General features: G+C 66.9%; 13 protein-coding genes and 2 riboswitches. Of the genes, 3 read left to right on the forward strand and 10 right to left on the reverse strand.

Features of this window, described 5'->3' with window-relative positions; translation table 11 throughout:
• Positions 1–172 precede the first annotated feature (172 nt).
• Positions 173–1,351: a cobalamin-independent methionine synthase II family protein gene (locus JS278_RS00190; RefSeq protein WP_114043414.1), complete on the forward strand. Its 1,179-nt coding sequence runs from the start codon at positions 173–175 to the stop codon at positions 1,349–1,351.
• A 102-nt stretch (positions 1,352–1,453) separates the two neighbouring features.
• Here JS278_RS00190 and JS278_RS00195 read toward each other — a convergent pair whose 3' ends face one another.
• Positions 1,454–1,984 (reverse strand): GNAT family N-acetyltransferase, encoded by a 531-nt coding sequence (locus tag JS278_RS00195; protein WP_114043415.1) that lies wholly within the window; start codon positions 1,982–1,984, stop codon positions 1,454–1,456.
• A gap of 234 nt (positions 1,985–2,218) precedes the next feature.
• Positions 2,219–2,384, reverse strand: a riboswitch (cobalamin riboswitch).
• A gap of 162 nt (positions 2,385–2,546) precedes the next feature.
• On the opposite strand from JS278_RS00195, the gene JS278_RS00200 reads away from it, so the two are divergent.
• On the forward strand, positions 2,547–4,274 hold the full coding sequence (locus tag JS278_RS00200) for an RNA-binding domain-containing protein (protein ID WP_181833775.1): 1,728 nt from the start codon (positions 2,547–2,549) through the stop codon (positions 4,272–4,274).
• A 9-nt stretch (positions 4,275–4,283) separates the two neighbouring features.
• On the opposite strand, the gene JS278_RS00205 is transcribed toward JS278_RS00200, so the two are convergent.
• The 5 genes from JS278_RS00205 to JS278_RS00225 form a co-directional block, all read right to left on the reverse strand.
• Positions 4,284–5,063, reverse strand: coding sequence for a class I SAM-dependent methyltransferase (locus tag JS278_RS00205; RefSeq protein WP_114043417.1), 780 nt, complete (start codon positions 5,061–5,063; stop codon positions 4,284–4,286).
• Positions 5,064–5,181: 118 nt separating this feature from the next.
• Positions 5,182–5,943 (reverse strand): class I SAM-dependent methyltransferase, encoded by a 762-nt coding sequence (locus tag JS278_RS00210; RefSeq protein WP_114043418.1) that lies wholly within the window; start codon positions 5,941–5,943, stop codon positions 5,182–5,184.
• Positions 5,944–5,962: 19 nt separating this feature from the next.
• Complete coding sequence (locus JS278_RS00215) at positions 5,963–6,970, reverse strand: ABC transporter substrate-binding protein (RefSeq protein WP_245935148.1); 1,008 nt, start codon at positions 6,968–6,970, stop codon at positions 5,963–5,965.
• 125 nt (positions 6,971–7,095) lie between these two features.
• Entirely contained in the window at positions 7,096–7,869 is a 774-nt protein-coding gene (locus JS278_RS00220; RefSeq protein ID WP_114043419.1) for an ABC transporter ATP-binding protein, read from the reverse strand.
• Between the two features lie 22 nt (positions 7,870–7,891).
• Entirely contained in the window at positions 7,892–8,947 is a 1,056-nt protein-coding gene (locus tag JS278_RS00225; protein WP_114043420.1) for a FecCD family ABC transporter permease, read from the reverse strand.
• 30 nt (positions 8,948–8,977) lie between these two features.
• Positions 8,978–9,142: riboswitch (cobalamin riboswitch) on the reverse strand.
• Positions 9,143–9,326: 184 nt separating this feature from the next.
• Between JS278_RS00225 and rpmG the strand changes: the two genes are divergently transcribed.
• Positions 9,327–9,497 carry a 50S ribosomal protein L33 gene (gene rpmG / locus JS278_RS00230; protein WP_114043421.1) on the forward strand — a complete coding sequence of 57 codons (171 nt, stop codon included), beginning with the start codon at positions 9,327–9,329 and terminating at the stop codon, positions 9,495–9,497.
• Here rpmG and JS278_RS00235 read toward each other — a convergent pair.
• From JS278_RS00235 to JS278_RS00250, 4 genes are all read right to left on the reverse strand, one after another.
• Positions 9,481–9,963: a response regulator gene (locus JS278_RS00235; protein ID WP_114043422.1), complete on the reverse strand. Its 483-nt coding sequence runs from the start codon at positions 9,961–9,963 to the stop codon at positions 9,481–9,483. The genes rpmG and JS278_RS00235 overlap by 17 nt on opposite strands.
• Entirely contained in the window at positions 9,960–10,226 is a 267-nt protein-coding gene (locus JS278_RS00240) for a sensor histidine kinase (RefSeq protein WP_114043423.1), read from the reverse strand. The genes JS278_RS00235 and JS278_RS00240 overlap by 4 nt, the downstream gene beginning before the upstream one ends.
• A gap of 124 nt (positions 10,227–10,350) precedes the next feature.
• Positions 10,351–12,249: a heavy metal translocating P-type ATPase gene (locus tag JS278_RS00245; RefSeq protein ID WP_114043424.1), complete on the reverse strand. Its 1,899-nt coding sequence runs from the start codon at positions 12,247–12,249 to the stop codon at positions 10,351–10,353.
• Positions 12,250–12,397: 148 nt separating this feature from the next.
• Positions 12,398–13,135: an aminotransferase class I/II-fold pyridoxal phosphate-dependent enzyme gene (locus JS278_RS00250; protein WP_114043425.1), complete on the reverse strand. Its 738-nt coding sequence runs from the start codon at positions 13,133–13,135 to the stop codon at positions 12,398–12,400.
• Positions 13,136–13,308 lie beyond the last annotated feature (173 nt).

Below are 13,308 nucleotides of genomic sequence, written 5' to 3' on the forward strand. Positions count from 1 at the left end.
TCTCGGGGTGGAGCAGGCACTCCCAACACGCCGTCCCTCAGCCCTGGTGAGCGTCAGGACGGTGTCTTGGGAGTGGAATCTCCTGCAACGTGCGGACCAGCCCATGGCCGGGGGTGGCTCCCGTTCCCGGGTGTAACTTGTGGGCCACGATCGTTGATGAGAGGAATGTCACATGCCTGTGAGGACCACCCACGTCGGCTCCCTGCCGCGCACTCCCGAGCTGCTCGAGGCGAACGCCCGCCGGCAGGAGATGGGTGAGGAGGTGTTCCGGACGGTCCTCCAGTCGTCGGTCGACGAGGTGGTGCGCCGCCAGCACGAGATCGGCCTGAGCGTGATCAACGACGGCGAGTACGGCCACGCCATGACCGAGTCGGTGGACTACGGCGCCTGGTGGTTCTACTCCTTCTCCCGCTTCGGCGGACTGGAGCTCACCACCGACACCCGCTTCGAGATGGCCCCGCCCGCATCCGGGGGCACGGTGAAGCTGGCGCCGTTCGCGCAGCGCCGCGACTGGGTGCGCTTCGCCGACGCCTACTCCGACCCCGATTCCGGCATCCACACCGCCCGGCAGTCCGAGACCGCCTTCCCCACCATCACCGGCCCGCTCACCTACATCGGCCAGGACGCCGTGGCCGCCGACGTCGACGGCCTGCTGAGGGCCCTGGAAGCCAACGGCCTGTCGGCCTCCGACGGCTTCGTGGCGGCGCTGTCCCCGGGCTCGGCGGCCCGCATCTCCAACGCCTACTACGCCGACGACACCGAGGTGGTCCAAGCCTGCGCGGCCGCCCTCCACGAGGAGTACAAGGCGATCACCGACGCCGGGCTCACCGTCCAGATCGATGACCCGTCGATCGCCGAGTCCTGGGATCAGATCAACCCGGCGCCGGTCCTCGAGGACTACCGCGACTACATCCAGATCCGCATCGACGCTCTCAACCAGGCGCTGGAGGGGATTCCCGCCGAGCAGGTGCGCTTCCATGTGTGCTGGGGCTCCTGGCACGGCCCGCACACCACCGACATCCCGCTGTCCGACATCGTCGACAAGGTGCTCCAGGTGCATGCCAGCGGGTACTCCTTCGAGGCCGCCAACGCCCGCCACGAGCACGAGTGGACGGTCTGGGAGGACGTGGATCTGCCCGACGACAAGGTGCTCATCCCCGGCGTGGTGGGCCACTCCACCAATGTCGTCGAGCATCCGGAACTGGTGGCGCAGCGGATCCGGCGCTTCACCGACGCCGTGGGCCCCGACCGGGTGATCGCCTCCACCGACTGCGGCCTGGGAGGGCGGGTCTACCCGTCCATCGCCTGGGCGAAGCTGGAGTCCCTGGCGGCCGGAGCCGCGCTGGTCTGATTCAGTGGCGGGAGCCGCCCTCGTCTGCGGCTCGCGCTGGTCTGAGATCTGGGGTCGGCCGCCAAGTTGTGTAGGAAATGTGGGAACAGATGACCCCATTTCCTACACAACCTCAGGGGCCGGCCGTCCACGAGCGAGGCCGATCCCCATCTGGACGCGCTGACCATATCTGTCCAGTCCAAGATCTTGTTCGGTGCGGACCAGAGAACGGTGGAAGGTCGTGGTCGGCTCCTCCTCAGCGAATCCCAGCGCGCGGTAGAACGGCGCATTCCAAGGGACGTCGGCGTATGTGCGCAGAGTGAGCCTTTGATGGCCGCGTTCGTGGGCCGTGTTCATCGCAGCTGCGAGGAGCATCCGGCCGTATCCGCGGCGTCCGTACTCGGGCAGGACGGCCACCTGCTCCAGATGGGCCAGACCGTCGGCCTCGATGACGTGGACGAAACCCACCAGATGACCGGTTGCAGCCTGGGCGACGAGGAGGAATCCCGGCATCGCAGCGCGGGTGGCGCCTGGCTGCGCGGGCTCCCACCGGTCGGGCTCCAGGAACCCGATGAGGAGGGCGTCGGCCAGATTCTCGATCGTTTCGATCTGATCGAGTTCGTCGGCGCGGACGGGGCGGATGGTGATGGCCATCTGCCGATCGTAGGGCCGGGCCGGTGCTTCTTCTGGCTCTTCGCCTGCTTCTCTGCAGTGATGGGGAGGGGGAGGCCCTGTATTGTCACGGTGCCGAGAGCTATGGTCCGGAGAAGGGTTCAGTGACGCATATTTTCCATCACAGAACCTTTCCACCCGTTGATGACGTATTTCAGAGATGGAGCCGGGACGGGCGGGCCGGGTGGCCCGGTCAGCCTTCGGCGCGGTCCAGATACTGGACCAGGGCGTCCGGCAGGTCTTCGGACTCGGTTTCAACCAGCAGGGCCCCTTCCCAGGGATCTCTCCCCAGTGGCGTGTCGCCCTGCCGTCCACCTCACCGCTGCGCGTCAGTCCCGGAGTCTCACCGGATTCCCTTGGCGCCGGACGTCACAGATAATACCCAGCTCCCCGAGAGAGTGCGGCTCTCGTAGCGGGATGCCAGATGATGGTGGGCTCCGCCTGGCACCCTTTGGGGAAAGTGCCAAAGTTGCGCAACTCCCAAAGGAGTCAATATTGACCCCAAACGATGCACTTGAAGCGATCGCCGACGGTGCGACTGCCGATGAGCTCGAGCATCAGCAGCTCGACTTCAAGACGCAGGGCCGTTCACGCCCCTGACACAGCCGATGACCTCGCGGAGGCCGCCGCATGTTTTGCCAACGCTTCGGGAGGAACCATCATCGTCGGCGTAGCCGACAAGGTGCGCGGTACCGAGGCCTTCCTGGGAACCGATCTGGAACCGGGCTTCGTTCGGCGACGTGTCTTTGAAAGGACCCAGCCGAACCTCGACGTCATGGTGAGGGAGTTCAACTACGCAGGCAAGCGATTGCTCTTGATCACTGTCCAGGAGGGACTCGACGTCTACGTTGCCAATGGAAAAGCTCCGAGGCGACGCTTCGAGGCGTCCTGCCTACCGCGCAGTGGTATCGATCTGATGAGGCTCAGCGACGAACGCCGCGGGACCGATTGGAGCGCGGCGCCGAGCGGACGAGGAGTCAACGACATTGATTCCACGGCACTGCTGCATCTCAGGTCCCTGCTCAGTCGATCGCGGAACGCCCTGATGGAGGGTGTCGATGCGTCAACCGTTGATCTGTTGAGCATGCTGAATCTTTCCGACTCGCATGGAACTCTGACGAGCGCAGGTGAGCTACTACTGTGCCAACCTTTGGCGAACGCCAAGAACGATGTGCTTGTGTATCAGTTCAGGGAGACTCCCGGAGGAGATGTGAGGTCCGGGCGCCGCTGGCAGGCCCCGCTCCTGACTGCCGCCATCGAAGTACTCACGATGATCGAAGCTCGCATTGGAACAATTCCGATCAACTTATCGAACGGGCAGCAGATTCAGATCGAAGACTATCCGATAATCGCTGTTCGGGAGGCGCTCGCCAACGCATTGATCCATGGGGATCTCCGCGAGCGCAGACCGGTAACAGTGGAGCACTCATCGCAAAGCCTTGTCATCACCTCTCCGGCGCCTCTGGTCAGTGGTATCACGCCGGACAACATCCTTACTCATCCGCCGAGGCCGAGGTTTCCGTCGTTGGCGTCAGCCATGCGGGCAATGGGCCTCGCCGAGCAGTATGGACTCGGCGTTGACAGGATGTTCAAGGAGATGATTCGCAGCGGACGGGCGGTTCCAGTGCTCTCCGTGTCCGAGGGGGATCTTCGTGAAACGACTGTCAGATTTTCCGGAGGGCCTCCCAACTCGAGGATTGTGAAGTTCGTGGCGTCCCTTCCTAGTGTTGAGCAGGAAGACACCGACGCGCTTCTCATCGTCTCAACGCTCGTGAGCCGCCGCGTCCTCAATGCCGCGCAGCTGGCTCCTGTTGTGCAGCGCGATCCGGATGAGGCGCAGGCTGCGCTCCTATGGCTGTCCCAAGGGGCGGCACGAATCATCGAGCCGACGCCCCGCAGCTCCAAGCGTCGCCACCCCGATTATCGGCTGACTGCAGGAGCCGTGTCTTCGCTTGGCCCGGTTCTTGCATATCAGCCAAAACCGAAAAGTGACATAGAACGTAAAATTGTTGCTCACGTCAGGGATTATGATTCTATAAATAATGATGCAGTAAAACGAGTGTTCAACGTCGATGTGTACGCAGCACGAGATATATTGAAAGATCTCGTAAGTCGGGATATTTTGGCCAGGACGTCTGAGCAGAGCAGAGGGACAGCGGTCAAGTACGGCGCAGGTAAAAAGTTTCCCGCAAGAAGCCGAAAGCGGAATAAATCGACGATGAGACCTGAAGAAGGTCCAAGCCTATTCGACATGGGCTCCGACGTGGAATAGTCTGCAGTTTCAATGCTGTGGCATCCGCCCGAACACCACCCGGTCGTCGAGCCACTGCCAGATCTGGGCGGTCTCGGTGAAACCGGCCGCGCGCATGCTGGCCAGATGGAAGGCCACGTCGACCTTGGTGAGCGTCACCTTGTGGTCTCGCTGGGCGAAGTGGGCCTCGGCCTCGGCCTGCCAGCCGGGCATCGACGCCGCAGCGGAGAACCAGTCGTCCCAGCTCATGGCTCCGGCCCGGGTGAGGCGCTCCTCGGCCCGGCTGCGCTCGGCCGGGGCCAGGGCCGCCAGGAACGGCTGGGCGGTGGCGTCGAAGAAGAGGTGATCGGCGTTGAGCATCACCCCGCCCGGGTGCAGCACCCGCGCCACCTCGATGTGCAGCCGGGCGAGCTGCCCGGGCTGCAACCAGTGCAGGGCCGTGGCGCTCACCGCGGCGTCGAACCCGCCGAGCGGCAGGCCCTCGGTCCATCCCGGCGAGGCCATGTCCAGGTCGAGCACCTCGACCCGGTCGGGGTAGGGCGTGGACTCCCGGAACAGCCGCATGAGCAGCGGATCCCGGTCGACCCCGACCACCGTGGCGTCGGGGATCGCCGCCAGCACCGCGTTGCTCACCGAGCCCGGGCCGCAGCCCAGGTCCAGGACGCGAAGCGGATGGTCGAGGGTCGCCGCGACGGCGCCGAGCACATCGGTCATGACGCGGGTGCGATCGGCGCGGTACTCGACGAAGGCGGTCTGCTGGACCTCCCAGGCCTCCAGCAGCGCGGTGGGGGTGAATGTCGATGAGGTCATGTGGGGATTCTCCAGTATCGGGACGACAGATTCTTCCGGAGGCGGCCAGATATCGACGACGGCATGCACGGGCGCATGCCGGTCCGCATCCGGCCGACTTCAGGGGGTACTCGCACGGTCAGGACGGCTTGCGCGCCGTGACGATGAACTTGCCGCCCTGATAGCCGTACTTCCAGAACTCCAGGTTCCGCAGGCTCATCCGGTGGGTGTCGGGCTCGGCGGACACGTCGATGTACCCGGCCTCGCGCAGCAGCGCCAGGTCCAGCTCGGGGCGCTCGGCGGTGACGCTCGGCAGCTCGGCGGTCGGGTCGCCCGACGAACCGTGGCCCTCGCTGCTGGGCCGGCCCTCGGTGACGCGTACCAGCACCCGCGACAGCGCCACCCACGCACCGTGCCTCAGCCCGGTCCGGTCGCGCCGGTAGTTCCCGTCGTAGACCAGCACGACGCCGCCCGGCCGCAGCACCTCCATCCAGCGCCGATAGGCCGCCGCCGGATCGTGGAGGGTCCACACGACATCGCGGGAGACGATCGCATCGACCGATCCGGCCTCGAACCCGTCCAGGGCCACGACGTCGCCCCGGCGGACGTCGGCGTCGACGCCGTTCCACCGGAGGTTCCCGCGGGCCGCGCCGATCATTCCCTCCGAGGAGTCGATCGAGGTGACGCGGTGGCCGAGCCGGCCGAGCATGACCGAGAAGAATCCCGGGCCGCAGCCCACGTCGACGACGTCGAGAGGCCGGTCGCCGAGCCGGGCGCCGAGCTCGTGGCGCCAGTGGCGCACCTCGCGATGGTTGCGCAGTTGTCTCTCGACGATCTCGTCGTACTCCTGCGAATCGGAGGACCACATGTCCTGGAGTCGTTCCTGAACAGACACTGACATCTCTCTTTCCTGAGGTGGATCATCGGGTGATGAGCTTGGCGAGCTCCTCGGAGCCTTGCACCGACAGCGGTGTGGCCGGATCCGAGTAGGAGTACGGCATCGTCACGACGTGCCCGGATTTGACGGCCTTGAGCTGAGAGGCGCCCTTGAACTTCTCGAAAGTCGATGTGATGGTCGAGGAGTTCCCTCCGGAGCTCAGTAGGACGATCCATTCCGGATCCCGCTTGAGAATGTCCTCCATATTGACGTCGAACACTCTCTTCTCCGTGCTCTGGTAGACGTTCTCCAGGCCGTTCGCGTCGAAGGCCGCCTGGGCCATGCTCGAGCGTCCGTAGGCGGAGACCTGACCGCCGTCGGTCGCGACCCAGAAGGCCGCGGCCGTGGCCCCCTTCCCGGCGGCACGGGTCTTGACGTCGGCGGCCTGCTTGTCGAGCGCGGCATTGAGCGTCCTCGCCCTGGCCTGGATGCCGAACATGGTGCCGACCTTGGTGACCTCCTTGGTCACCAGGTCGTAGGAGGCGTGATCGGTGGGAGCCTCGTCGTCGCAGTAGGCGTCCGGCGAGTAGAGCTTGACCCCGGCCTTGCGCAGGGCGGCGCGATCGACGCCGCCGTCGTAGCCGACCACCAGGTCCACGTGGGCGTCCAGGATGGTCTCGGTGGAGACCGTCGCGCCACCGGTGGCACCCGTGACGCTCTTGAGCTGGGGCAGTGCCCGCAGCTTGGTCGCGGTGTTGATGTCGTAGCCCTCCAGATCGAGATTTCCGGCGCGGGCGGTCACCTTGTCCAGAACGTCGAGCATCGACAGCACGGAGGCATCCGTGTCGTTGAGAATCATCACCTTCCTGGGTGCTTCTGTGAAGGTGAGCTTCTCGGAGCAGCTCATCACGGTCGCGGGGAATCCCGACCCCGAACCGGAGGACGACGGGGAGGGGTCGGAGGCCACCGATGAACCGGCACACCCCGACAGCAGGAGCACTCCCGCGGTGAGGAGTGCCAGCCCTCTGGCGGGAATGAATGTGGATGCCATGTGAGTTCCTCTCAGTATGTGTTTCGTGGACATATGAGTACCGGTTGAACGATCTTCGCAGCGAGAAGTTGGAATATGAGGAGGCGGGATATCTGGACGCCGAGAAATAACCGTGGCCGGCGATGTCACGAGGCGACGCCGCCGGATATCGGGTCGAAGAACAGCCGGGTCCGCCCGGCGTAGTCGATGCGGTGGACGTCGACCCCGTACACCCTTGAGATGAGGCCGGGATCGAGCACCTCACGGCTCGAGCCGGAGGCCACCAGACGGCCACGATCCAGGAGGATGAGCTCCTGGCAGGAGCGGGCGGCCAGGTTGAGGTCGTGCAGAACGACGATGGTGGTCGCCGGCACCTGGTCGACGAGGCTGAGCAGGTCGAACTGGTGGCTGATGTCCAGGTGGTTCGTCGGTTCGTCGAGGATGAGATGGTCGGCGTCCTGCACGATGGCCCGGGCGATCAGCGCCCGCTGGCGCTCGCCCCCCGACAGCCGGGTGACGAGCCGGTCGGCCAGGTCGGTCATGTCCACCTTCGCCAGGGCGGCGTCGACCAGATCCCGGTCGGTGCGGTCCCCGTAGCCGGCCAGCGACCGGTGGGAGAGCCGCCCCAGGCCGACGGCGTCGCGCACCGTCAGCGGCAGGGCGTCGTCGTGCTCCTGGGAGACGACGGCCACCGAGCGGGCGATGGCCCGCCGCGACATCGAGGTGATGTCGGCACCGTCGACGAGCACCTTGCCGCCGGCCGCGCTCAGCGCCCGGTACATCGTCTGCACCAGCGTCGACTTGCCGGCCCCATTGGGGCCCACGACCCCGACGGTGCGGCCGTCGCAGGCGGTCAGGTCGACATGGTCCAGGACGACGCGGTCGCCGCGGCGCACGATGAGGGAACGGGCTTCGATCATGGTCTTCTCCTGTCGGTCGTGGTCATCGGGCCGGGTTCATCCGGCTGACCAGGGCCAGCAGGAAGGGAGCCCCGAGCAGCCCGGTGATCACCCCGATGGGCAGCTCGGAGGGGCTGAAGACGGTGCGCGAGAAGGTGTCCGCCCACACCAGGAAGACCGCTCCGGCAAGCCCCGACGCGACGACCAGCAGGCGGTGGCCGTAACCGGTGAAGGAGCGCATCAGGTGGGGGATGATGAGGCCGACGAAGCCGATCCCGCCGGCCAGGGCCACGATGATGCCGACCGCCGCCGAGACCGGGATGAGGATCACCAGGCGGATGGCGGCCGGGTTGATGCCCACCGACAGGGAGGTGCGGTCGCCGCTGGCCAGGGCATCGAGCCAGGGGGCGCACAACCACAGCATCGTCATGAGGGCGATGGCCACGCAGAGGATCCAGATGGACTGGCCCCAGCTCACCTTCGCCAGCGAGCCGAGCATCCAGAACATCACCGACCGCGCCGTCTCGGGGGAGTCCGAGGAGAAGATGATGAGGTTGGTGAGGGCCTGGAAGATGAAGCCGACCGCCAGCCCGGCCAGCACCAGGGTCAGCGCCGAGCCGTGCCGGCGTCCCCCGACGCCCAGCACCATGAAGGTCGCCGTCAGGGCGCCGAGAAAGGCCATGCCCGCGACTCCGAGGGTGCTGGAGACGCCGACCACGATGATCGCGGTGGCCGCCCCGGTCGAGGCGCCGGCGCTGACGCCCAGCACGTAGGGCTCGGCCAAGGGGTTGCGGACGACGGCCTGCAGGGCCACCCCGGAGACCCCGAGGACGGCCCCCACGCCGATCCCGGCGAGGATCCGGGGCATCCGGTTCTGCCAGACGATGGCGTCGGTGATGGCGTCCCAGGTGATGGCCGGGCGCAGGCCCAGGTGATCGGCCAGGACCCCGAGCACCTGGTCCATGGGCACCGATGCGGCCCCGAACGCGATGCTGACCACGGGCGTGGCGATCAGCAGGACGATGAGCAGGGCCAGCCGGAGGCGCCTGCTGCGGGCCCTAGACACGACGACGGGTGACGGATGTGCAACAACGGACATGGGCGATCCTTGGTCAGGCCGATTCGCGCGGCCGCGGACGGGTGCCTGGAAGGTCTTCGGACTCGGTTTCACCCAGCCGGGCACCCTTCCCGGGGATCGCTCCCCAGTGGTGCGTTGCCCGCTGTCCACCTCACCGCTGCGCGTCAGCTCCGGAGTCTCACCGGATTCCCTGTCGCCAGGCATCACAGACGTTAGCAGACGTTCGCTGTGAGCGGACGCCGGGGTCGGGCGTGCGGGTGTGGCCATCGGGCGGTTTGTGGTGTGCATTTCCCGACTTACTATATGAGAACGGTTCTCAAAAGGGGAATCGGGGGTGGGACCACCGGTCTCGTCCCAGAATCGGATCTCGTGCCGTGCGCACGTAGAGAGGAGATGCCCGATGGCGAAGAAGAGCGCGGAACTGAGGCCGATCGTCAAGCTGAGGTCGACCGCGGGGACCGGATACACCTACGTGACCCGCAAGAACCGCCGCAACACCCCGGATCGACTGACGATGCGGAAGTTCGACCCCGTGGCCGGTCGTCGCGTGGAGTTCAGGGAAACCCGCTGAGGCGGTTGGCCGTCGAGCCCCGTACCGGGAAGTCCGGCGTGCTCATCTGGGCGACGAGCACCCGTGCCACCGACGGCGCCAGAGCGACCTGGCCCCGGGCGGCGGCTCTCACTCCGGCGATCAGCTCAGAGGCCGGGGCGGCCTTGAGGAGATACCCGGTCGCCCCGGACTCGACTGCCGAGAGGATCTCCTCGTCGCTCTCATAGGTTGTCAGCACGACGACCTTGATCTCCGGATGTTCAGCGTGAATCCGGGCGGTCGCATCCACCCCGTTCATCACGGGCATGCGCAGGTCCATGAGCACGACATCGGGCACTAGCCGCTCCAGCAGCGCGATGGCCTCGGCCCCGTTCGCCGCCTGACCCACCACCTCGAGGTCGACGGCGGAGGCGAGGATCGCGACGATCCCCTCTCGGACGATGGGGTGGTCGTCGACGACCAGCACCCGAGTCGAAGTCGTGCTCATGATGGTTCTTCCTGCGTAGCGGGTGCCTCCCGTAGGCGGATATGGACCTGTGTTCCCCATGCTCCCGTGGTGATACTGAGGCCGCCGTCGGCCAGGGCGAGCCGACTGGCCATCCCCGACAGTCCGTAACCGCGGGCCGTCGCGGACTCCACATCGTGGGGGAAGCCGACGCCGTCGTCGGTGACGACGAGGATGATGCCGTCAGCGGCACTCAGCTCGACGCGGACGCTGGACGCCCGGGCGTGCTTGCGGACGTTGGCCAACGACTCATCACAACTCCTCTCACTCCCGGGTGTTGCACTGAACCCCTGAACCTGCCGCCGAAACCGGGCGTTGAGCGGGAAACTCGTCCGGTCGTCGTGCCGATCACGCGCCCATGATGAGGCTTCAGGCCCGCGTCCGAGCCGCCCTCATCCCGTTGAGGATCACCAGCACCTCGGCCCCCTCGTGGATCAGCACCACCTGGGCCAGTCCGAGGACGCCGGTGACGGCCAGTGGCAGCAGTGCGGCGATGATGAGGATCGCCAGTACCAGGTTCTGATTCATGATCCGCCTGGCTCGGCGGGCGTGGGCGAATGCCCTGGGCAGGAGCCTCAGGTCCTGGCCGGTGAAGGCGATGTCGGCCGACTCGATCGCCGCGTCGGAGCCCCCGATACCCATCGCGATTCCCACATCGGCGGCTGCCAGGGCGGGGGCGTCGTTGATTCCGTCGCCGATCATGGCGGTCGGGGCGGCCGAGCACAGTTCGGTCACCGCCTCGGACTTCTCCTCGGGGCGCAGACCTGCGCGCACGTCCGAGATCCCGGCCTGGCCGGCCAGCACCCGTGCCGCACGGGGATTGTCCCCGGTGAGCATGGTGACGCCGATGCCGGCGGTCTTCAGCGCGGAGACGGCCTCGGCGGCCCCGGTCCGCAGCTCATCGCGCACGCCGATGGCGCCGACCGCCGAGGAGTCCCGCCACACGACCACCGACGTGATGCCCTTGGACTCCATGAGGGCGATGTCGACTGCCAGCCCGCCGGCGTCGTGCCATCGTGGGCTGCCCACCATGACGGTGGCCTTCTCGATCTGTCCGGAGACGCCGCAGCCGGGGGTCTCGACGACTCCTCGCGCGGTCACGGGCCTGGTGTGCGCGTCCGCGGTCCGGGTGATCGCGGCGGCCAGCGGATGGCTGCTGGTGCGCTCCAGTGCCCCGGCCCAGGCCAGGACCTGGTCGGTCGAGAACCCGTCGGCGGTGACGACGTCGACCACCTCGGGACGGTTGTGGGTCAGCGTCCCGGTCTTGTCGAGTGCGACATGTCTGATCCCGCCGAAGCGTTCGAAGGCCGCCCCTGAGGTGATGACGACGCCGAACCGGCTGGCGGCCCCGATGGCCGAGACGACGGTCACCGGCACCGCGATCGCCAGCGCGCAGGGTGAGGCCGCCACCAGCACCACCAGGGAGCGGGTGATCCACACACCGGAGTCGCCGAAGATCGATCCGAGGGCGCCGACCACCACCGCCAGGATGAGCACCCCGGGGACAAGGGGTTTCGCGATCCGGTCGGCCAGGCGGGCGCAACGCCCCTTGTCGGCCTGAGCCTGCTCCACCAGGGAGACGATCGTGGTCAACGAGTTGTCGGTGCCCGGCGCGGTGGCGCGCACCTCGATGACCCCGGAGGCGTTGACGGCGCCCGCGGGGGCGTCGTCGCCCGGGCCGACAGCGACGGGGATGGACTCCCCGGTGATCGCCGAGACATCCAGGCTGGTGCGTCCGGTGGCAATGACGCCGTCGGTGGCAATCCGGTCGCCGGCCCGCACCACGAGGATGTCGCCGGGCTGAAGGTCCTCGACCGGAATCTCCACCGGTCCGTCGCGGCGTTGGACGAGCGCCGTCTCGGGGACCAGGCGCATCAGGGAGCTGAGACCGGAGCGGGCACGGTCCATGGCCCTGTCCTCGAGGGCCTCGGAGATCGAGTACAGGAAGGCCAGAGCGGCGGCCTCCTCCACCTGTCCGAGCAGGACTGCACCGACGGCACTGATCGTCATGAGCAGCCCGATGCCGAGCTTCCGGCGGGTGATCAGGGCCTTCAGGGCTCCCGGGACGAAGGTGGATGCTCCCGCGATGAGGCCGGCCCAGAAGGCGACGAGCGCCGGGGTCCGGGCTCCGGTGAGCTGACAGACCAGCCCGATGAGGAAGAGCGCCGTTGAGGCGAGTGACAGGAGGACCTCCCGATCACGCCACCAGGGGCCCTCATCCTCGCCGGCGTCGTGCTCGTCCGAGGCGCCGGGGGAGGGGATCGTCATGCGCCGAACCGTACCCGGACGCGTGGTGGGCTCTGAAGCCGGTCCCGCTGCCGGGCTCCCGGGCCGCCAGCGAAGGTGTGTAGGAAGGTGGTTCGTCTGATCGCCAACTTCCTACACGCCTTAGACGACCAACGTGCGCGCAGGCCCGTCAGCCGACCAGCTCCCGCGGCTGATCGTTGAGCGATCCGACGAAGGAGGCGATCCGGCGCATCCCCTCGACGATCGTGGCTTCGCCGGTGGCGTAGGACAGCCGCACGTGGCCCTCCCCGAGGCTCCCGAAGGCCACTCCCGGAGCGACCGCCACCCGCTGCTCGGCGAGAAGGCGCATCGCGAACTCGTGGGAGCTCAGCCCGGTGGCCTCGATGTTCATGAAGATGTAGAAGGCGCCCTCGGGGGTGCGGCAGCTCAGTCCGTCGATGCCGTCGATGAGGCCGACCATGAGATCACGGCGGGCGACGTAGCTGGCGCGCATGACGTCGATGCCGGACTGGTCGCCGTCCAGGGCCACGGTCGCGGCAACCTGGGCGTTGACGCAGCTGAGCATGAGCTCCTGCATGGCGGGCATGTACCGGATGACCCCGGCGGGTCCCAGGATGTAGCCGATCCGCCAGCCCGTCATGGCGTAGGTCTTCGACACCGAGTCCACGCGGAAGGTGCGCTCCCGCATGCCGGGAAGCCGGGCGATGTTGAAGAACTCCTCGCCGCCGTAGATCAGGTGCTTGTACGCCTCGTCGAAGAGCACGTACAGATCGTTGTCGATGGCGACCCGGGCGATCATCTCAAGGGTGGCCCGCGAGGACGCCGTCGAAGCGGTCGGATTGGCCGGTGAGTTGATGAGGATCACCTTGGAGCGGTCGGTGATCGCGGCGGAGCTGATGGGCTTCATCGGCGTCTCCTCACTGATCTATGCAGACGCAGTCTGCCTTCCCCTCGTTACATCGGTGCGACAGGTGATGTGTGGGCGCCGTGCGGGACGTCGGGGAGGCCCTGTATGCGATGACAGCTCCGGAAGGTACTGACGTTGTCTATACTTTGTGGAGACCACGAGCTTAGGAGGTT

Origin of the sequence: Acidipropionibacterium virtanenii, assembly GCF_003325455.1 — a bacterium.
Classification (GTDB): Bacteria; Actinomycetota; Actinomycetes; order Propionibacteriales; family Propionibacteriaceae; genus Acidipropionibacterium; species Acidipropionibacterium virtanenii.

Excerpts from the sequence above, each read along its gene's own strand:
- JS278_RS00190 (WP_114043414.1), top strand. The coding sequence starts at position 173 with ATGCCTGTGAGGACCACCCACGTCGGCTCCCTGCCGCGCACTCCCGAG.
- JS278_RS00195 (WP_114043415.1), bottom strand. The coding sequence starts at position 1,984 with ATGGCCATCACCATCCGCCCCGTCCGCGCCGACGAACTCGATCAGATC.
- JS278_RS00200 (WP_181833775.1), top strand. The coding sequence starts at position 2,547 with ATGAGCTCGAGCATCAGCAGCTCGACTTCAAGACGCAGGGCCGTTCAC.
- JS278_RS00205 (WP_114043417.1), bottom strand. The coding sequence starts at position 5,063 with ATGACCTCATCGACATTCACCCCCACCGCGCTGCTGGAGGCCTGGGAG.
- JS278_RS00210 (WP_114043418.1), bottom strand. The coding sequence starts at position 5,943 with ATGTCAGTGTCTGTTCAGGAACGACTCCAGGACATGTGGTCCTCCGAT.
- JS278_RS00215 (WP_245935148.1), bottom strand. The coding sequence starts at position 6,970 with ATGGCATCCACATTCATTCCCGCCAGAGGGCTGGCACTCCTCACCGCG.
- JS278_RS00220 (WP_114043419.1), bottom strand. The coding sequence starts at position 7,869 with ATGATCGAAGCCCGTTCCCTCATCGTGCGCCGCGGCGACCGCGTCGTC.
- JS278_RS00225 (WP_114043420.1), bottom strand. The coding sequence starts at position 8,947 with ATGTCCGTTGTTGCACATCCGTCACCCGTCGTCGTGTCTAGGGCCCGC.
- rpmG (WP_114043421.1), top strand. The coding sequence starts at position 9,327 with ATGGCGAAGAAGAGCGCGGAACTGAGGCCGATCGTCAAGCTGAGGTCG.
- JS278_RS00235 (WP_114043422.1), bottom strand. The coding sequence starts at position 9,963 with ATGAGCACGACTTCGACTCGGGTGCTGGTCGTCGACGACCACCCCATC.
- JS278_RS00245 (WP_114043424.1), bottom strand. The coding sequence starts at position 12,249 with ATGACGATCCCCTCCCCCGGCGCCTCGGACGAGCACGACGCCGGCGAG.
- JS278_RS00250 (WP_114043425.1), bottom strand. The coding sequence starts at position 13,135 with ATGAAGCCCATCAGCTCCGCCGCGATCACCGACCGCTCCAAGGTGATC.